Below are 19760 nucleotides of genomic sequence, written 5' to 3' on the forward strand. Positions count from 1 at the left end.
AAAACCTTAGCGTTCGATGGTGCCGGTGCGGCGGATCTTCTTCTGCAGCAGCAACACGCCGTAGAGCAGCGCTTCCGCCGTGGGCGGGCAGCCCGGCACGTAGATGTCGATCGGCACGATGCGGTCGCAGCCGCGCACGACCGAGTAGGAATAGTGATAATAGCCGCCGCCATTGGCGCAGGAGCCCATCGAGATGACGTAGCGCGGCTCGGGCATCTGGTCGTAGACCTTGCGCAGCGCCGGCGCCATCTTGTTGGTCAGCGTGCCGGCGACGATCATCACGTCGGACTGGCGCGGCGAGGCACGCGGGGCGAAGCCGAAACGCTCGACGTCGTAGCGCGGCATCGACACCTGCATCATCTCGACCGCGCAGCAGGCGAGACCGAAGGTCATCCACATCAGCGAGCCGGTACGGGCCCAGGTGATGAGGTCGTCGGTCGCGGCCACGAAGAAGCCTTTGTCGGACAGCTCGTGATTGACCTCGAGGAAGAACGGATCATTGGCCCCGACCGGCTTGCCGGTCGACGGATCCAGGATGCCCTTGGGGGCCGGCGTCACGATCGGGCCAGCTGATGGTGCAGGGTTCAATCCCATTCGAGTGCGCCTTTCTTCCATTCATAGGCGAAGCCGACCGTCAGCACGGCGAGGAACACCAGCATGGACCAGAAGCCGGTCGCACCAAGCTTGCCGAACGCCACCGCCCAGGGAAACAGAAACGCCACCTCGAGGTCGAAGATGATGAAGAGGATCGCGACCAGATAGAAGCGGACGTCGAATTTCATGCGGGCGTCGTCGAACGCGTTGAAACCGCACTCATACGCCGACAGCTTTTCCGGGTCCGGCTGCTGGAACGCCACGATGAAGGGCGCGATCAGCAGCACCAGGCCGATGATAGCAGCTACCCCTATAAAGACGACGAGTGGAAGATAGTTCTGTAGAATGCCGCTCATGGCGAGCCCTTTTTCCCGCAGCCTCGGGACAGCCACGGATTCGTCCGATTTGGAATTGTTCTGAGCCTTAGCGCAGTGCACCAATGGGCGCAAGACACGCTCTTTTCAGGCCCTTTGCCGCCCCCCGGCACGGTAGAAATCCCGGAATCACCCCACGCTGGTATGGAGCAGATCGGCAAACCCAGCAAGGGCGGCCACGGTTTTGCAGGGCAGCCGTTCTAAGATTGCGGCGCACAGGCGGCGCCGGCTATTTGCCGCGCATCGTCGGCGAAAATGGCCCGGTTTTTTGGGGCCGCCGGCGCACCCAAACCCAGGCAACGACCGCGACCGGCGCTCCGACTGTCACCCAGGCGACATACTGGCCGACCGTTCCCCACAGCAATGCAGCCAGGAGACCGGTGATGGTCGCGGCCGCGAGCAGGCCAGGTGCAGCAAAGACACGTGTCCACAGGCGCGCGCGGTCAGAGAAGCCATGCATCACGACGGGACCCGGGCTCGTCTGGCGAATGTTTCGGCTTTGGCAGGGGCACGGTTGCGCCGCCGTGCCACCCAGAGATAGAGGCCGCTGCCGATCACAACGATGGTGAGCGCGTCGAGCGCGGCCCATATCACCTTGAGCGGCATCCCGCCATAATCGCCGAAATGCAGCGGCTGGGAGATCAGCAGCGCCTGAAGGTAAAGTGGCAGCGCCCTGATATCCGCGACCTCCCCGGTTTCGCCGTCGAGCAGCACCGGCTTGAGCAGCCGCGCCGTCAGCGCCGTGTCGCCGCGCATAAAAGCGGCGAAATGGTGCGAGGACGTGAACGGCGTGCCCGGGAACGCGATGAAGGCGACCTCCATGCCGGGCGCCGCCTGCCTGGCGCGCACGACGACATCATCGAGCGAGGCGAGACGTACCGGCGGCGGCTTGCCGGCATAGGGCGCGACCATGCTGGCGAGCTCGGTCGCCTTCCACTGGTTGAGCATCAGCTCGGCCCAGGTGTTGACGACGCCGGTCAAGCCCACGACCAGCGCCCAGGCCACCGTCACCACGCCGATCAGATTGTGCCAGTCGAGCCAGCGGACGCGGCGCGCGGCGCTGTCACGGATGGTGGCAAAGCGCAGGCGGCGGGTGAACGGCCAGTACAGCACCACGCCGGAGACAATCGCCACAGCGAACAGCAGCCCCATCGCGCCGAGGAACAACTTTCCGGCCTGGCCGGCGAACATGTCGGTGTGCAGCTTGAGCACGATCAGCATCGGCCCGACGCCGACCGGCCCGAGCAGCTTGGTCGAGACCGCGTCGAAGGCACGCACGGTCGCGTTGTCAGGCGCACCATCGGGCGCGCTGTTGGTGAAGGCCGTTACGATCCCGGGCTCGTCCTTGTCCCAGGAAACATATTGCAGGACGCGGCCGGGATCGGCGGCGAGCGCGGCGCCGGCGACGACTTGGGGCGTCGCGCGCGCCGCGCTCGCATGAGCTTCGGGCCGGGGGGCGTAGCCCAGGAGCTCATCGATCTCGTGATGGAAGATCAGCGGCAGGCCGGTCAGGCAGAGCAAAAGCAGGAACAGGGTCGAGATCAGGCTGGTCCAGGTGTGGACCATGGACCAGAGCCGGACCGTGCGCGCCTTCACGATGCCCTCCCCTCGCCTGCGCTCACCATTTGTAGGCGAGGCTCGCGGTGATGCGGCGGCGGTCGCCGTAGAAGCAGGACGATGCCGACGCGCAGCTGGCGACATAAATCTTGTCGGTCAGGTTGACCACGTTGATGGCCGTACGCCAGTTCTGCCATTCGTAATGGACCGCGAGATCTCCAAGCACCACCGCGGGAACTTCCAGAGTGTTGGCGGTGTCGGCCCAGGACGCGCCGACATAACGCACGCCGCCGCCGAAACCAAATCCCTCGAGCGGCCCGTCCTTGAAGGTGTAGTCCGCCCAGCCCGAGATCAGCATCTCCGGCGTGTTGGTCGGCGTCTTGCCGATCAGGGTCGGATCGAGGTCCTTGCTGGTGAAGAGATGATAGGCGGTGAACGCGCCGATGAACTTCAGTTCCTTGGTGGCGTTGGCCACCGCTTCGAGCTCGATGCCGCGCGACGTCACCTCACCGGTCTGGTTTTGCAGCAGGACATTCGACGGATCGGTGGTCGCTACATTCTGGCGCTTCAGGTCGAACAGCGACGCGGTGAAATAGCCGTCAAATCCCTTGGGCGCGACCTTCACGCCGATCTCGGCCTGCTTCGCGGTCTCCGGCAGAAACAGCTGGTTCTGCGCGTTGAGCCCGATGATCGGATTGTAGCTCGTCGAATAGGAGACGTAGGGCGCGATGCCGTTGTCGAAATTGTAGATCAGCCCGGCGCGCCCGCTGAACCTGCTGTCGTCGCGTTGGGCAATGTTTGCGCCGGTGTCGCGGGCGGCCTGCGTCGTCTCGACCCAGTCATTGCGGCCGCTCAGCACCAGCGTGAAATTGCCGAGCTTCATCTGGTCCTGAACGTAGGTGCCGGCCTGCTTCTGTGTGAGCAGGAAGTTGCGGAACGGCGCGCCGGTGAGCGGAATGTCCAGGCCATAGGCGGGACTGAAGACGTTGATGGACGGCACCGTGCCGAAGTTAAACGCCTGGTAGTCGTCGATCTGATAGCCCTTCAGATCGACCCCGAACAGCATCGTGTGCTTCACCGGGCCGGTGTTGAAGCGGTACTCGAGCTGATTGTCGAGATCGGCCTGGTTGGCGGTGTTCTTCGCATACCAATTGTAACGGGCCATTGTGGCCGTGTTGATATTGTCCCAGCCATTGCCGACGAAGCCGCGATAGGTCAGGTCGATATGCGCGAACCGCGCGTTCTGCCGGAACGTGAGGTCGTCGGTGAGATTGCGCTCGAACTGGTAGCCGAGCATCTCCTGCTCGCGCGTGAACTTGTCGACGTTCGGATCACCGACGAAGAAGCTGGTCGGAATCTTGCCGAACGGCGCGTTGGTCACCGTGCCCTGGTAGGGCAGGAAGTTGATGCCGCGGGTGTCCTGCTTCGAGGCCGAGGCCAGCACCGTGAAGGTGGTGTCGGCATCCGGCTTCCAGGTGAAGGACGGCGCGATGAAGTAGTTGTTGTCGGGCGTGAAGTTGACCTGCGTGTTGCCGTTCTGGACCTGGCCGACGACGCGGTAGAACAGCTTGCCGTCATGGGACTGCATCGCGACGGGACCACCGACATCGAAGCCGACATAGGCGTTGCCGAAATTGTTGACGCCGGTCTCGATGTAGCGAACCGGCTCGGCCGGCGGCATCTTGCTGATGACGTTGACGATGCCGCTCGGGCTCGATCCGCCATAGAGCACGGCCGACGGACCGCGCAGCACCTCGACGCGCTCCATGTTCGGCGGCTGCAGCTTCCAGCTTGCATAGGACGTGTAGAACAGCTGCATGCCGTCGAGGAACAGCCCGACGTCGTCGGACTTGAAGCCGCGGATCAGCCACCAGTCGTTGCGGGTGTCAGCGCCAAAGGTGCCGGCGCGCACGCCGGCGGTGTAGCGCAGCACTTCATCGAGCTTGTTCGGCTTCTGGTCGCGGATCTGCTCGGCGCCGATCACCGAGACCGACTGCGGCGTCTCCATGATCGGCGTGTTGGTCTTGGTGCCGGACGAGCTGCGATGAGCGACGTAACCTTGCACCGGTCCACGTGGCGTCTCGACGATTCCGACGTTGCGCTGTGGCTGCGGTTTCCGGCTGTCGGCCGTCTGCACCGGGCCTTGGGTCCGGCGCGGTGCGCGGACGCCCGCGCGGCGGCGCTGCTCCGGTGCAGCCACGTTTACCGGCGGCAGGCTCTGCGCGCCACTCTGCGCCGGCGATTGTGCAAGCGATACCTGCGGCATCAAAACCAAAGCGGACGCGGTCGCCAACACGGCCAACCGCAGCATTCCAAGACTGTTCAACGCGCCACCCCAATGTGCATCTGATGCGTCATGCCGCCTGTCCCGGGACGGCATGCGATTGGGTGACGCTTAGGGGAGCGCGCGCGATATCGCTAATTGAAAGGCTCTTAGAACGACTCTTAGAGAGTCTCTTAGAAGCACTCGAATATTTCCGGAGATTGCTGCGCGATCAGCGCGAAACCTTCTCGGCTTCGAGCATCGCTTCCGCCGTCGCGGTGAGACGATCGATTTGCGCAAGCAACGTCTCCAACTCGTCATTGCTCAATTGCGCGAGCAGCATCCGGTTGCGTTCCTGTGCGCCTTGGACGATCGCGTCATGCGCGGCGAGCCCGGCCGGCGTCAGCGACACCAGCACCTCGCGGCTGTCTTTGGGATTCTCGGACTTCGCGATCAGCTTGCGCGAGACCAGTTCAGCCAGCGCACGGCTGATCTGGCCCTTGTCCTGACCGACGGCCTCGGCGAGCCGCGCCACGCTCATCGGCGGCCGCCGGCCGAGCGAGGCGACCAGACCGAACTCGACCGAGGACAATCCGGCCAGGCGCTTGTAGCGCAGGATCGCACCGCGCTTGAGCAGGTTGGCCAGCACCATCAGCCGTGACGACAGCATCACGGTGATCGGCGCCGGCGAGTGATTGTCGTCCGTATCGGACGATGCGCGCCCGTCCCTGCTCGATGTCTGGCTCATGGTCCACCTCTGCCAAGAAAGCCAGGACGTGCCAAGCCTTGGTAGCGCAACCTCGCCAGCCTGATCGAAATGCAATTAAGACACACTCAGGAAGATCGTTGACATTGTCATCGAATTATTTTTCACTGGGGTCACCGCACCAGAAACGACCCGGCCACCAAGGCCTGCGGCGGGAGGAACAAGCATGACGATCACCCAGCGGGATCGCGATCTCGGCACGGCCTATGCGATGAAGCCGGCGCAGACGCGCACCGAGCTCACCTCTGTTGCGCGCGGCACGCCGATGGGGGAACTGCTCCGCCGCTACTGGCATCCGGTCGGGCTCACCAGCGACGCCACCGACACGCCGAAGAAAGTGCGCGCGCTCGGCGAGGATCTGATCCTGTTTCGCGACAAGCACGGCCGCGTCGGCCTCCTCCACGCCCGCTGCTGCCATCGCGGCACCACGCTCTATTACGGCAAGGTCGAAGAGGACGGCATCCGCTGCTGCTATCACGGCTGGAAGTTCGACACCGAGGGCCATTGCCTGGAGCAGCCCTGCGAGCCCGACGGCGGCCAGTTCAAGGACAGGGTGCGCCAGCCCTGGTACCCGGTCGAGGAGCGCTACGGGTTGATCTTTGCTTATATGGGCCCGGCCGAGAAACGCCCGGTGCTGCCGCGCTACGAGTGCCTTGAAAACATGGACGACGGAGAGTTCGTCGAGGCCGACGATTCCTCGATCGGCGGCGGTGGGCCCGCGGTCATCCCCTGCAACTGGCTGCAGCATTTCGAGAACGTGGTCGATCCCTACCACGTGCCGGTGCTGCACGGCTCGTTCTCGGGGCCGCAATTCACTAACATGATGGCCTCGATGCCGGAGGTGAAGTTCGACAAGACACCGCGCGGCATCGCCGTGCGCTCGATCCGCAAGCAGGACGACGGCCGTGTGTTTTACCGCGTCACCGAAGCCGCCCTCCCGACCTTGCGCGTGGTGCCGAACCCGCGCGTGGCGCAATTCGCCCGCGTGGAATCGATCGGCTGGACGCTGCCGATCGACGACACCTCGTTCCGCATCTACGTCGCCGGCCGCGTCAAAACTTCCGGCGACATCGGCCGCATGCGCTCGAAGTTCAACGGAAAATTCTGGTGGGACATGACGGAGCAAGAGCACCAGCAATTCCCCGGCGATTACGAGGCGCAGGTCGGCCAGGGCCCGGTGACGGTGCATTCCGACGAGCATTTCGGCCAGAGCGACCGCGGCATCCTGATGATCCGGCGCATGCTGGGCGACCAGCTCGAGGCGATGGAAGCGGGCCGCGACCCCGTCGGTGTCTCATTCGACGCAAGCGCGCCGCTGGTCGAGTTCGAAGCGGGGAACTACATTCGCGAAGGCTGAGCAACCAGCTCCAGTAAGGCTGGACCCATAAAGATAACAAAGACAAAGTGGGGGGAAGCGATGGTCGATGTCACGTCACAGGTGCCGGTGCAAACGGCCGCCGCGGCAACGCCGTCGGCGCGGCGCTACTATGTGCTGGGGCTGCTTACCATCATCTACGCGCTGAACTTTCTCGACCGCACGATCTTCAATGTCCTGATCGAGCCGATCAAGAAGGAATTTCAGCTCAGCGATACCATGATGGGCCTGCTCGCAGGCTTCGGCTTCGCGCTGTTCTATTCGGTGCTCGGAATCCCCATCGCGCGCGTCGCCGACCGGCTCAACCGCCGCAACATCGTGGCGCTGGCGCTCGCGTTCTGGAGCGCGATGACGGCGCTGTGCGGCATGGCCTCGAGCGTGACCGCGCTGGCCTTTGCCAGGATCGGCGTCGGCATCGGCGAATCCGCCGGCTCCCCCGCCTCGCAATCGATCGTCGCCGATCTCTTTGCCAAGAACGAGCGCCCGCGCGCGCTCGGCATCTACGCCATCGGCACCTATCTCGGCGTCTTCCTCGGTTATTTCATCGGCGGCTATGTCAACCAGCACTATGGCTGGCGGATGGCCTTCTATGTCGCGGGCGTGCCGGGCATGCTGCTCGCATTGATCCTGTGGCTGACGATTTCGGAGCCGAAGCGTGGCGCGATGCAGGAAAGCTTCGTGCCCGAGCCGCTCGGGCCGACGCTGCGCTTCCTCGTCTCCCAACAAAGCTTCATCATCGTGCTGATCGGCTTCTGCCTCACCACCTACACGAACTATGCGACGGCGGCCTGGATCCCGCCGTTCCTGGCGCGCGTGCATCATCTGTCGAGCGCCGAGATCGGCACCTATGCCGGTACGTTCAAGGGGCTCGCCGGCATGGCCGGCACCCTGCTCGGCGGCTTCGTCGTGGCGCAAGTGAGCCGCCGCGACGACCGCTGGAAGCTGTGGGCGCCGGCGATCACCTCAGGCCTCGCCGGCCCCGTCTTTGCGCTGTGCATGCTGACGCAGGATTTTGCGATGATGGTGGCGATGCTGGCGCTGACCTCGTTCCTGGTCGGCTTCCATCTCGGGCCGATCTTCGCGATCGCGCAGACGGTGGCGAAGCCAAGCATGCGCGCGCTCGCCTCTGCCCTGATCGCGCTCACCGCGACCTGCTTCGGCCAGGGCGTCGGCCCGCTCGCGGTCGGCGTGGTCAACGACGCGCTGAAAGGCAGCTACGGCGCCGACGCGGTGCGCTATTCCCTGCTCTCGGCGGCGGTCACGACCACTTTCGGTGCCCTGCTGTTCGTTTGGGCGGCGCGGACCATCCGCGCCGACATCGAGCGGGCGAGCTGAGCGCGCTTACGCGCTCATGAAGGCGAGCATGTCCGCCATCAGCCGCTCGCTGTGCGTCAGCGGCAGCGGATGCGGCGCGCCCTCATAGACAATCAGCTTGCTGCCCTTGATCAGCTTTGCGGTCTTGGCGCCCGTCAACGGCAGCGGCGCGCTGGCGTCCTTGTCGCCATGGAGGATCAGCGTCGGCCGATCGATCCTGGCGGCAGCCGCGCGCAGATCGGCGAACGCGGTGGTCTTGCGGCACGCCAGCGCCACCGGCAGCGGCACGCTCAGCATCATCTCGCGGATCCATGTCCGCGTGATCTCGGGCGTGTCAGGGGTGAAGAACGGCGCTTCGTTCGCCGCGATCCATTTTGCGAAGTCGCGCGCGACCGCCGCGTTGTCAGCCTCGATCATCGCCTTCGGAACCGCATCCGGATTGTCCTCGGTCTTGACCAGGAACGGCGTCGTCGGCGCGACCAGCACCAGCCTTGCGATCCGGTCCGATCCGAAACGGCCGAGATAGTTCACCGCCTCGGCCGTCCCCATCGAGAAACCCACCAGCGTCACGTCGCGCAGGTCGCGGGCCTCGATCACCGCGGCGACGTCATCGGTCAGCGTCTCCAAATCATAGCCCGAAGACGGCATCTCGGACCGGCCATGCCCGCGCCGGTCGGGCGCAACGCAGCGGAAGCCCTTCTCGTTCAGGGCCGCAATCTGGCTGCCCCAGCTACTGGCGTCGAAGGTCCAGGCCGAGAGCAGCAGCACCGGTGGCCCGCTGCCCCAGTCCTGCACGAACAGCTTTGTGCCGTCCCTGGCCATTACATAGGGCGGCCGCGCAGTCTCCTGGGCTGCGGCCACTGGCGCGCTGGCGCCCGACGCCGCAAAGGCGGTCCCAAGCAACGTGGCTTCGAGGACGGTTCGACGGTTCATGGTGCTTCTCCCTTGCCGGATCGTTCGCGGCCGACGGAAACGATCATGGCGAAGGGAATTGGCCCCCGCGATTACGCGGCAGGTAAAACCACTCAAGCCGTCCTGAAATGGCCGGATGAAACCATTTTGCCGAACCGGCGAAACGATGCGGAAACAGATGCTCCTTAAGACATCGGCCTACAGACGGCGCCAAAGCCCGTCGGGAGGCTCGGATGAACCACTCAATTCACTCTGCAGATCGGGGTACCCACCTGAAGATCGTGGTGGTGGCGCTGGTGGCCGGCATCGCAGTTGCCGCCTTCGGGATCGCAGCCCGCACCAACGCCGATTACAGCCAGACCGCCCAGTCCACCCACGTGATCAAGGCCGGCAAGCCGGTGGCGGTCACGAGCTCGGGCGCCTCGACGATCCGCTGATTGCGGAAAAAGGTCCGGTTTGAGACAAAACGGCCGCCCTTCAGGGCGGCCTTTTGCTTTTGGCCGATCTCTGAAGAATTGAGGCCAAAAACTCCGAGCCGACTGCCGCCGGAGTGTTGCTGAATCCTGGCGCCGACGTTGTCCCATCAGTATTTGCGCGCAGCCAGCAACATCGCGAAATCCGCGCCGGCCTGGAAGGCGCGCGAGCCGACGGTCAAGCCAATTGTCCTCGGAAATAGCCCGCGGAGCTTGCATCACCATTGATTGATTCGGCGCCCGGAGCCAGCCGTTCGGACCGTAGCGATACGGTCCCGCCCCGCTCCAGCAGGCGTTTGCTCCCCGTGAACGCAACGTCCTTGACTTCACCATGTCCCCCCTTTAAGTCCCCCCTCGTTCCGCGCGGACACATACGCGTCACGCGGGAGTAGCTCAGTTGGTTAGAGCGCCGGCCTGTCACGCCGGAGGTCGCGGGTTCGAGCCCCGTCTCTCGCGCCATTTATGGCGGAATATCAATCATTTAGAGAGACGCCTTAACGGAGCCTGGTACGGCGTATCCTGGGTATGCCGAGGACCTCTGACTTGCCGGCCCTGTTCGTTCGCGAGCGCCGCGGCTTCAGGGTGGCCAGTTTGGTCTGCAGACTAAATTCGAGCCGACCGAGCCCGGGCCGGTGGGGCTCTTGCGTTTCAGCGTCCGAGCGCGCCGCGCGCCCATGCGTGGCTTAGCGATGTGTTCACGGTGGCCGATGTCGCAAGACTGTTCGTGAACGTCTGGATACCTCGATCGGAAAGGAGCCGATGCAGCCCATCAGGCGACATTTGCTTCGTCGCCAACATCTCGTCGATTTTGAAGTCGTCGACGACGAACGGCTTGCCGGCCTCCCGGCAGACCACCTTCACCGTACATGCGACGTCGCCGCTGGTCTGAGAGACAATTTCAGCTTCGCGTTTGACCGCGAGCTCGCTGAGCAAGAACTGATGCTCGAAGTCCCGGTCAAACATCACAAGAAGCGGTTCCTGGCGATCGCTGGCAACGAAGCGAAGGAGCAGAACCAAGACCAGCACGGCGCGTGTGCCGGTCTCGCCGATCAGGCGAACAAGCGGCGAGGTCTTGATCTCTTCGAAGGCGACGCCCACGCCAATCGCAAGCGCGATGATGAGATCGAATTCGGCATTGCCATAGATCTTGTCGCCGAGCCATTGCAGCAAGCATGCCCCGAGACCGATGGGTACGTGCAGCGCCGTAAATCTTGCAGCCTGGCTTCTCGAGAACAGAACCCATGTCAGCCAAGAGAGGAACGCAGGAGCTGACCATTGGAGATGACCTACGTTCGAAAGCAAGTGCGAGAGGCCATAATGCCTGCTGACGAAGAGGTTTCTGAAGAAGTCGAGACCGAACAGAATTCCGCAGAGCGCCAGGCCTGCGGCCGCGACGGCTGCGCTGACCACGATGTCGGGGAAAGCAGAGCGGCCGCGCCTGATAAGAAGCCACGCGATCGCCGCCAGCGGGATGGCGATCATGTTGTGCTTCCAGAAACCGGCCAGCACCATCAAGAGCAAAGGACCGAGCACCGAGCGGCCGGACTGCTGGCGCGACAGGAACAAGACCAATCCGAGGCCCATGATCGCCTCGCCGGCGAGTTGGGGATCGTTCGCACCCGCATATGCGGTGAAGTTGTGCGACGTGATCGCGACGTACCAGAAGGCCGCCAACAGGCCTCCAGCCAGTCCTCCCGATAGAAGCCTGACACAGGCGAATATCTCGACGGCGATCGCGATCACCGCGGTCAGCGAGAGTGCACGGCCGATGAACAGATTGTCGGCGCCAAGCATCCTGCCGAGTGCGCCGACCGCATAGAAGGACAATGGCGGGTAGTTGTTGACGATCAGCGCATCAGACGGGGGATAGAGCGCTCGACCGGCGCCGGCCGCGTCCTGAAAATAGGCGTTCCATCCCTCGGTGAACCAGATCTCCACCAGGAATTGCGATCGCCAGACAGGGTAGACGAGGAAATAGACCGCAGCAAAAGCCATCGCGCCAAGTAACACCGCGCAAACGCGGCCTTGGGCGAAATCAATTGCGATCCGAACGGCCCCCGCCGCCCCTGCTGCCGTGCTATCGGCCGCATTTGGGTTCACGCGGGCACTTGAACATTAACCGCGACGTGCATGCAATCCGATTGGCTACGGGGACACGGCACTGATCGTCTCGATGTGGATGCGCCCAAGCCGGAGCCTGCGGGGGTCGAGCGCTGTCTTCCTCTCGACATTGTGACAACATCTTCAAAGGCTTAGTATCGGCTCTTCATTCCGATTAGCAGTATCGTGCCGCATCTCGACCTATCAGCCGGCAGGAACGCGCGGATTCGATTGAGAAATCACGCGAAAATCCCACGCCCGCTGACCGGCATAGTCAGTCTCATCCCGAATCGTCTAGGCCTGTGGAACTTGGCAGTTTGGGAGCCCCGGCAAGCGTCCGCGCGACACCCGAGGAGGCCAGATATGGCGAAGAAGGCAGCTGCTCCGGCCACGATCACGCTCAAGCACCTCGCGGCCGAGATCGCGGAAAGCCAGGACCTCTCGAAGAAGCACGCCGAGGCCGTCCTCACCGACCTCGTCGAGCTGATCACCAGGCATCTGAAGAAGGGCGACCGCGTCCGCATCGTCGGGCTTGGCATCCTCCAGGTCCGCAAGCGGGCCGCCCGCACCGGCCGCAATCCCGCCACCGGCGAGGCGATCCACATCAAGGCCAGCAAGAAGGTCGCGTTCCGCCCGGTCAAGGAACTGAAAGAGGCGATCTGATGCTCCCTTTCGTTTAGTCGGATTCGCCTTCGTCCGGCCGCAACGCGGCCCGCTTTTCTGGTATACCGGTTGCTTCCCAAGACCTGCTTCCCAAGACCTGCTTCCCAAGACCTGCTCCCAAAAGACCCGGCGGTTTGAACAGACATGTCCCTGACCTTCGTCCATACCGTGACCGAGCGCTTCCTGCGTTACGTCACCATCGACACCCAGTCCGATCCGAATTCCCCGGCCTCGCCATCGACCGAGAAGCAGAAGGATCTCGGCCGCGTCCTCGTCACCGAGCTAAAGGCCATGGGCGTCGCCGACGCCCATCTCGACGATTACGGCTATGTCTACGCAACGATCCCCGCCAACACCGACAAGAAGGTGCCGGTGATCTGCTTCTGCTCACACATGGACACCTCGCCCGACGTCACGGGCAAGGATGTGAAGCCGCAAGTCGTGAAGAACTATCGCGGCGGCGACATCACCTTGCCGGGCGATACGACCCAGGTGATCCGCTTTGCCGAGCACCCCGCGCTGAAGAACCAGATCGGCAACGACATCATCACCACCGACGGCACCACGCTGCTCGGGGCCGACAACAAGGCCGGCGTCGCCGAGATCATGGATGCCGCGCATTTCTTCATCAACAACCCGGATGTGAAGCACGGCACCATCAAGATCCTGTTCACGCCGGATGAAGAGATCGGCCGCGGCGTCGACAATGTCGACATCAAGAAGTTAGGAGCCGATTTCGGCTACACCATGGACGGCGAAAGCGCGGGCAGTGTCGAGGACGAGACGTTCTCCGCCGACGGCGCCACCATTACCATCACCGGCGTCAGCGCCCATCCCGGCTATGCCAAGGGCAAGATGGAGCACGCGATCAAGATTGCGGCGGCCATCGTCGAGCGGCTGCCCAAGGAAGACTGCTCGCCGGAGACGACGTCGGGCAAGCAGGGTTTCCTGCATCCGGTCGGCATCGAGGGCGCGCTGGAACAGGCGACCCTCTCGTTCATCGTGCGCGACTTCACCGAGGAAGGATTGAAGGAGAAGGAGATCCTGCTCGAGACCATCGTCAAGGATGTGATGAAGGATTATCCGCGCTCGACCTACAAGTTCGAGGTCCGCGAGCAGTACCGCAACATGAAGCAGGTGATCGACCGTCACCCGCACATCCTCGAATACGCGATCGAAGCGATCCGCCGCGCCGGCTTGCGTCCGATGCGCACCGCGATCCGCGGCGGCACCGACGGCTCGCGCCTCTCCTTCATGGGCCTGCCCTGCCCCAACATCTTTGCCGGCGAGCACGCCTTTCATTCGCGTCTGGAATGGGTCAGCCGGCAGGACATGGAGAAGGCGGTCCAGACCATCGTGCATCTGGCGATGATCTGGGAGGAGAAGGCGTAAGGCGCGACATCGCGTTCCCCACACGTAACAATGTTGCGGGTCGACATTGTTGCAGTAGCCATGGTACCCGCAGTCAGACTGGGGAACTTGAGTCATCTCGTGATCGCGACGTACCGAGTCTATCGCTTCAGCCACCTGCGCAACTGGCGCGGGCTCGTGGCTGTGCTCGTTGCGGTGATGCACCTGCTGTCGGGTGCGCTGCATGGCGTGCACGATATCGACGTGACCAGCCCCGCAGGCGGCTCGGAGATCGCCTCGATCCTCGACAATGGTTCCGAAGGCCATGGCGATCACAAGGCACTCAGCGGCCATCACTGCCACGGCTGCTTCTCCGTCGCCGTGGCGCAGCTGATGCAGGCGGAAGCAGCAGCCCACTTCGTTGCCGCACCGGTTCCGCAGCGCGCGCCTGCGCTGATCGGCATTGCGCCTGACACCGAATCCCCGCCCCCCAAACATCTGACCTGAACTGACCAGCCGGGCGCCGCGTGCGCCCACGATGCTTTTGTTCACAGGTCACCTTCATGTCTTGCAGACGGACTGCTGCGCACCTTTCGTGCGCGATGGCGATTTTCGTCAGCCCCTGGCTGACGCAGCACGCCCACGCCCAGACCCTGACGATGCGCGCGGCGCTGACGCGCGCGCTGGCCGCGAGCCCGCGCCTGACGGCAGCGGAACGCGATGTCGGAATCGCCACGGGCCAGCGCATCCAGGCGGGCGCCCTGCTCAATCCCGAACTGTCCTATGAGCAGGACAATTCGTTCGGCTCGGGCATCTATCGCGGCACCAGATCGGCCGAGACCACGCTCCAGATCAGCCAGGCTTTTGAGCTGTTCGGCAAGCGCGACGCGCGGATCGCGGCGGGCGTGGCCGGCATCGAGGTCGCCGCAATCCAGCGCAAAGCAATCAGGCTCGAGGTGCTGTCGGAGACCGCGATCGCCTTCCTCAGCGTGCTCGGCGCGCAGCGCCGCATCCAGATCCTCGACGAGCAGATTGCCGCGATCGATCGCCTGACGCCGCTGCTCCGCCGCCGTGTCGAGGCCGGCGCCTCTTCGCCGGCAGAGACCGGCCGCGCCGAGGTCGCCTCGGCGCTGGTGAAGGCCGATCGCGAGCGCTTCAAGGCGACGCTGGCGAGCGCCCGGCGCGAGCTCGCGGTGCTGATGGGCGATCCCGTGGCGAAATTCGGCGAGGTCTCCGGCCGGCTCGACACCATGGGACGGCCGCCGACGTTCCAGTCTGTCGTCGCCGCCATCGACGCCAATCCGCAGCTGGTGCGCTGGACCGCAGTGTATGCGCAGCGCAATGCCGAGCTGCTGATGGCGCGGCTCAGGCCCTATCCCGACGTGCGGATCGCGGCCGGCTGGCGCCATTTCAACGAGACCAATGACGATGCGGCGCGCCTCACCGTCTCGGTGCCGATCCCCGTGTTCGACCAGAACCAGGGCAACATCCTCTCCGCCCAGGAAAGCCTGGCCAAGACCAAGGCCGAGCGCGAGGCCAACCGCAACACGCTGATCGTGATCGCCGGCCGCGCCTACGACTCGCTCCAGGGCTCCCTGCGCGAGCTCGCGGTGCTGCGCGAGACTGCGATCCCCAAGGCCACCGAGGCCTCGGAAGCGATCTCGCAGGGCTACGGCCAGGGCCGCTTCACCCTGCTGGAGGTGCTCGATGCCCAAGCCAGCGTCGCCCAGGCGCGGCTTCGCGAGCAGGAGGCGCTGCAGAACTTCCATGCCGGCGTTGCCACCATCGAAGGCCTCGTCGGCAATCCGTTTGCGCTGGCGCGGGAGAGCGCGCGATGAAGACGTCCTCCACCGTCCTCATCGCCATCCTTGCCGCCACGCTCGGCGCCTACGGCTATTCCCTGCTCGCCCCGGCCAGGGTCGCGCCCGCCGCGCATACCGAAGAGAAGAAGCCGGAGAGGCCGAACGATCATGTCGAGCAGGATGAGCATGGCGCCGACCGCATCCGCATCTCCGACGTCAAGCTCGCCGCTGCCGGCGTGACGCTCGCGGAAGCCGCGAGCGCCACGCTGACCGATACGCTGTCCTTCAACGGCATCTTGCGCGCCAACCAGGAGGCCGTGGTGCAGGTCACCCCGCGCTTTCCGGGCCTCGCCAAATCGATCCAGAAGCGGATCGGCGACAAGGTCGGCAAGGACGATCTGCTCGCCAGCATCGAGAGCAACCAGAGCCTGACCGTCTACGAGCTCAAGGCGCCGATCGCCGGCACCGTCATCGAGCGGCAGATTTCGCTCGGCGAATACGTCTCCGAGCAGAAGCCGGCCTTCGTCGTCGCCGACCTCGCGACCATCTGGGTCGATCTGTCGATCTACCGGCAGGACCTCCGGCGCGTCCGCCTCAATGACGAGGTGCTGATCGATCCCGACGACGCCCGCGGCGAGATCAAGGGCAGTATCTCCTACATGGCGCCGATCGGAAGCAGCGAGACCCAGACCGCGCTGGCGCGCGTGGTGCTGCCGAACCCGGAGGGCCGGCTTCGCCCCGGCCTGTTCGTCACGGCGCGGCTGATCCTCGCCGCCCGCAATGTCGCGGTTGCCGTGCGCCGCAGTGCGATCCAGACGCTGGAGAACCGAACCATCGTGTTCGTCCGCGAGGACAGCGACAAGATCGAGGCGCGCCCAGTGGAGCTTGGAGATTCCGATCCGCAATTCGTGGAAATCCGCGCCGGCCTCATACCCGGCGAGCACTACGTCGCCGAAAACAGCTTCGTCGTGAAGGCGGAGATGGGCAAGGGAGACGCCGATCATGATTGACGCCTTCCTCGGCTTCTCCATTCGTCAACGATGGCTCGTGGTCCTGTTCGCGCTGGCAGCCGGCGCCTTCGGCGCCTGGAATTTCACGCGCCTGCCGATCGACGCCGTCCCTGACGTCACCAACGTCCAGGTCCAGATCAACACGCGCGCGCCGGGCCTGTCGCCGCTCGAAGCCGAGCAGCGCATCACCTTCCCGATCGAGACCGCGATGGGCGGGCTGCCCAAGCTCGATTACACCCGCTCGATCTCGCGCTATGGCCTGAGCCAGGTCACCGTCGTATTCCAGGACGGCACCGACATCTATTTCGCCCGGCAGCTCGTCAACGAACGCATCCAGCAGGCGAAGGACCAGCTTCCTGTAGGCACCGAGCTCGCGATGGGGCCGATCTCGACCGGCCTTGGCGAGATCTACGTCTACTCCGTCGAGGCAAAGGCCGGCGCAAAATCGCCCACTGGCGCCGAGTTCACGCCGACCGAGCTGCGCACCATCCAGGACTGGATCATCAAGCCGCAGCTGCGCACCATTCCCGGCGTGATCGAGGTCAACTCGATCGGCGGCTATGAGCGGCAATTCCACGTGCTGCCGATCCCCGGCCGGCTGATGGCCTACAACCTCGGCTTCCGCGACATCATGACGGCGCTGGCCGCCAACAATGCCAATGTCGGCGCTGGCTATATCGAGCGCAATGGCGAGCAATATCTCGTCCGCGCGCCTGGCCAGGTCGCCGATATCGAGGACATTAGAGACATCGTGATCGGCTCGCGCGGCGGCGTACCGGTCCGCGTCCGCGACGTCGCCGACGTCCAGGAAGGCCAGGACCTGCGCAGTGGCGCGGCCTCGGCCAACGGCACGGAGACGGTGCTCGGCACAGCCATGCTGCTGATCGGCGAGAACAGCCGCACGGTGGCGCAACGCGTGAAGGCCCGGCTCGCGGAGATTGCGAAATCGCTGCCCGATGGCGTGATCGCGCGCGCCGTCTATGACCGCACGCATCTGGTCGAAGCGACCATCCAGACCGTCGAGAAGAATCTCGTCGAGGGCGCGGCGCTGGTGATCGCGGTGCTGTTCCTGATCCTCGGCAACATCCGCGCTGCGCTGATCACGGCCTGCGTCATCCCGCTCTCGATGCTGTTCACGGTCACGGGCATGGTCGAGAGCAAGGTCAGCGCCAATCTGATGAGTCTGGGCGCAATCGACTTCGGCATCATCGTCGACGGCGCGGTCATCATCGTCGAGAACTGCCTGCGGTTGCTCGCCGCCGGGCAGCACCGGCGCGGACGGCTGCTGACGCTGGACGAACGCCTCCAGACCATCCGCGACGGCAGCAGCGAGGTCATCAAGCCGAGCCTGTTCGGCACGCTGATCATCGCCGTGGTTTATTTGCCGGTCCTGACCCTGACGGGGACCGAGGGCAAGATGTTCACGCCGATGGCGCTGACCGTGCTGATGGTGCTCGCGGGTGCGGCGCTGCTGTCGGTCACCTTCGTCCCGGCTGCGGTGGCGATTGTCGTCACCGGCAAGGTCTCGGAGAAGGAGAACGTCTTCATGCGGGCGGCCAAGCGGCTCTATGTGCCGCTGCTCGAGCGCGCCATCCGTTACCGCGGCAGCGTCGCGTTCGTTGCCGTGCTGATCGTCGCCGGCAGCATCCTTGCCGCGACACGCATGGGCGGCGAGTTCATTCCGAGCCTGGATGAAGGCGACATCACCATCGAGACCATCCGGATTCCCGGCACCAGCCTGACCCAGAGCGTCGACATGCAGCTCCGGCTTGAGAAGGCAGTCAAGCAGGTTCCGGAGGTCGCGACCATCTTCTCCAAGGTCGGCACCGCCGAGATCGCCAACGATCCGATGCCGCCGAACGTCGCCGACACCTATGTCACGCTGAGGCCGCGCGAGGAATGGCCCGATCCCGCCAAGCCGAAGAATGAGGTGATCGAAGAGATCGAGCGCGCCGCCAACACCCTGCCCGGTAGCGCCTATGGCATGACCCAGCCGATCCAGATGCGCTTCAACGAGCTCATCGCCGGCATCCGCAGCGACGTCGGCGTGAAAATCTTCGGCGACGATCTCGACGTGCTCGCCGGTATCGCCCAGCAGGTCAACAGCGTGGTCCGCGCCATTGAGGGCGCCGCCGACGTGAAGACCGAGCAGGTCGCGGGTCTGCCGATCCTAACTGTCAGGCTCGACCGCCAGGCGCTGTCGCGCTACGGCCTCAGTCTCGGCGAGGTGCAGAACCTGGTCGAGATCGCGATCGGCGGCAAGCCGGTGGGCAAGCTGTTCGAGGGCGATCGCCGCTTCGACATCGTGGTGCGGCTGCCGGAAAGCCTGCGGGCCAACCCCGACACGATCAGGTCGCTGCCGATTCCGCTGCCGCCCGGCGAGGATGCAGCCGCGGTCACGAAGACCGCGTGGCCGGGGGCATCGGGCACGACACCCCGCTACGTCCCCCTGTCCTCGGTTGCGACAATCGAGATCGCGCCCGGCCCCAACCAGATCAGCCGCGAGAACGGCAAGCGCCGCGTGGTGGTCATGACCAACGTTCGCGGGCGCGACCTGCGCTCCTTCGTCGCCGAGACCCAGGAGGCGGTGACCGAGAAGGTCAAGCTGCCGCCCGGCTACTGGATCGGCTGGGGCGGACAGTTCGAGCAGCTGGTCTCGGCGACCAAGCGGCTGACCATCGTCGTGCCGGTGGCACTGCTGCTGGTGTTCCTGCTGCTGTTCATGGGCATGGGATCGGCAGCGGATGCAGCGCTTGTGTTCTCCGGCGTGCCGCTGGCACTGACGGGCGGCGTCGCCGCACTGTTGCTGCGCGGTATTCCCTTATCCATCAGCGCCGGCGTCGGCTTTATCGCGCTGTCGGGCGTCGCTGTGCTCAACGGCCTCGTCATCATCACCTTCATCGAGCGTCTGCGCAGCGAAGGACGCCCTATTGCGGACGCTGTCCGCGAGGGCGCGCTGACGCGGCTCCGCCCGGTGCTGATGACCGCGCTGGTCGCCTCGCTCGGCTTCGTGCCGATGGCGCTCGCCACCGGCGCCGGCGCCGAGGTGCAGCGGCCGCTCGCGACCGTCGTGATCGGCGGCATCATCTCCTCGACGGTGCTGACATTGCTCGTGCTGCCGGCACTCTATGTACTGTTCCGGCGTGACGGCGCGGGCGAAACGCCTACAATGGCGCCTGATTTGGCGGTTTCCGGGGAGCGCTAGGT

17 protein-coding genes and 1 tRNA gene are annotated in these 19760 nt (G+C 64.6%); 11 read left to right on the forward strand and 7 right to left on the reverse strand.

The features are described 5' to 3' along the window. Positions 1 to 6 precede the first annotated feature (6 nt). From ABID59_RS08755 to ABID59_RS08775, 5 genes are all read right to left on the reverse strand, one after another. A complete protein-coding gene (locus ABID59_RS08755) occupies positions 7 to 588 on the reverse strand; it encodes a NuoB/complex I 20 kDa subunit family protein (protein WP_430640188.1) in 582 nt (193 codons plus the stop codon). Further along, entirely contained in the window at positions 585 to 950 is a 366-nt protein-coding gene (locus ABID59_RS08760; RefSeq protein WP_092290902.1) for an NADH-quinone oxidoreductase subunit A, read from the reverse strand. Before ABID59_RS08760 ends, ABID59_RS08755 begins: the two co-directional genes overlap by 4 nt. A gap of 477 nt (positions 951 to 1427) precedes the next feature. Continuing rightward, entirely contained in the window at positions 1428 to 2564 is a 1137-nt protein-coding gene (locus ABID59_RS08765; protein WP_354083085.1) for a PepSY-associated TM helix domain-containing protein, read from the reverse strand. Between the two features lie 22 nt (positions 2565 to 2586). Beyond that, on the reverse strand, positions 2587 to 4836 hold the full coding sequence (locus tag ABID59_RS08770) for a TonB-dependent siderophore receptor (protein WP_354083086.1): 2250 nt from the start codon (positions 4834 to 4836) through the stop codon (positions 2587 to 2589). A gap of 184 nt (positions 4837 to 5020) precedes the next feature. After that, the gene (locus ABID59_RS08775) at positions 5021 to 5536 is read right to left on the reverse strand and encodes a MarR family winged helix-turn-helix transcriptional regulator (RefSeq protein WP_148753621.1); all 516 of its coding nucleotides are present in this window, start codon (positions 5534 to 5536) and stop codon (positions 5021 to 5023) included. Between the two features lie 184 nt (positions 5537 to 5720). Between ABID59_RS08775 and ABID59_RS08780 the strand changes: the two genes are divergently transcribed. Beyond that, on the forward strand, positions 5721 to 6911 hold the full coding sequence (locus ABID59_RS08780; RefSeq protein WP_354083087.1) for a Rieske 2Fe-2S domain-containing protein: 1191 nt from the start codon (positions 5721 to 5723) through the stop codon (positions 6909 to 6911). Between the two features lie 60 nt (positions 6912 to 6971). Then, positions 6972 to 8264 (forward strand): spinster family MFS transporter, encoded by a 1293-nt coding sequence (locus tag ABID59_RS08785; protein WP_354083088.1) that lies wholly within the window; start codon positions 6972 to 6974, stop codon positions 8262 to 8264. Positions 8265 to 8270: 6 nt separating this feature from the next. Here ABID59_RS08785 and ABID59_RS08790 read toward each other — a convergent pair whose 3' ends face one another. Then, positions 8271 to 9176, reverse strand: coding sequence for an alpha/beta fold hydrolase (locus tag ABID59_RS08790; protein WP_354083089.1), 906 nt, complete (start codon positions 9174 to 9176; stop codon positions 8271 to 8273). A 45-nt stretch (positions 9177 to 9221) separates the two neighbouring features. Between ABID59_RS08790 and ABID59_RS08795 the strand changes: the two genes are divergently transcribed. From ABID59_RS08795 to ABID59_RS08805, 3 genes are all read left to right on the forward strand, one after another. After that, on the forward strand, positions 9222 to 9344 hold the full coding sequence (locus tag ABID59_RS08795) for a hypothetical protein (RefSeq protein ID WP_354083090.1): 123 nt from the start codon (positions 9222 to 9224) through the stop codon (positions 9342 to 9344). 44 nt (positions 9345 to 9388) lie between these two features. Continuing rightward, positions 9389 to 9592, forward strand: a complete 204-nt coding sequence (locus ABID59_RS08800) for a hypothetical protein (protein WP_148753617.1) — start codon at positions 9389 to 9391, stop codon at positions 9590 to 9592. A gap of 418 nt (positions 9593 to 10010) precedes the next feature. Further along, positions 10011 to 10087: transfer RNA gene (locus tag ABID59_RS08805), tRNA-Asp, on the forward strand. Between the two features lie 189 nt (positions 10088 to 10276). On the opposite strand, the gene ABID59_RS08810 is transcribed toward ABID59_RS08805, so the two are convergent. Then, complete coding sequence (locus ABID59_RS08810) at positions 10277 to 11422, reverse strand: hypothetical protein (protein WP_354083091.1); 1146 nt, start codon at positions 11420 to 11422, stop codon at positions 10277 to 10279. Positions 11423 to 12091: 669 nt separating this feature from the next. On the opposite strand from ABID59_RS08810, the gene ABID59_RS08815 reads away from it, so the two are divergent. The 6 genes from ABID59_RS08815 to ihpC all read left to right on the forward strand — a co-directional run bounded on the left by ABID59_RS08815 (position 12092) and on the right by ihpC (position 19758). Next, on the forward strand, positions 12092 to 12391 hold the full coding sequence (locus ABID59_RS08815) for an HU family DNA-binding protein (RefSeq protein ID WP_148753615.1): 300 nt from the start codon (positions 12092 to 12094) through the stop codon (positions 12389 to 12391). Between the two features lie 144 nt (positions 12392 to 12535). Then, positions 12536 to 13783 carry a peptidase T gene (pepT, locus tag ABID59_RS08820; RefSeq protein WP_354083092.1) on the forward strand — a complete coding sequence of 416 codons (1248 nt, stop codon included), beginning with the start codon at positions 12536 to 12538 and terminating at the stop codon, positions 13781 to 13783. 177 nt (positions 13784 to 13960) lie between these two features. Further along, positions 13961 to 14248: a hypothetical protein gene (locus ABID59_RS08825; protein WP_354083126.1), complete on the forward strand. Its 288-nt coding sequence runs from the start codon at positions 13961 to 13963 to the stop codon at positions 14246 to 14248. A 56-nt stretch (positions 14249 to 14304) separates the two neighbouring features. Then, complete coding sequence (gene ihpA / locus ABID59_RS08830) at positions 14305 to 15579, forward strand: divalent metal ion exporter subunit IhpA (protein WP_354083093.1); 1275 nt, start codon at positions 14305 to 14307, stop codon at positions 15577 to 15579. Continuing rightward, on the forward strand, positions 15576 to 16553 hold the full coding sequence (ihpB, locus tag ABID59_RS08835) for a divalent metal ion exporter adaptor subunit IhpB (RefSeq protein WP_354083094.1): 978 nt from the start codon (positions 15576 to 15578) through the stop codon (positions 16551 to 16553). Before ihpA ends, ihpB begins: the two co-directional genes overlap by 4 nt. Then, positions 16546 to 19758: a divalent metal ion exporter subunit IhpC gene (gene ihpC, locus ABID59_RS08840; RefSeq protein WP_354083095.1), complete on the forward strand. Its 3213-nt coding sequence runs from the start codon at positions 16546 to 16548 to the stop codon at positions 19756 to 19758. The genes ihpB and ihpC overlap by 8 nt, the downstream gene beginning before the upstream one ends. Positions 19759 to 19760 lie beyond the last annotated feature (2 nt).

The sequence above is a fragment of the Bradyrhizobium sp. S3.3.6 genome, from assembly GCF_040546905.1.
GTDB classification, from domain to species: domain Bacteria; phylum Pseudomonadota; class Alphaproteobacteria; order Rhizobiales; family Xanthobacteraceae; genus Bradyrhizobium; species Bradyrhizobium cytisi.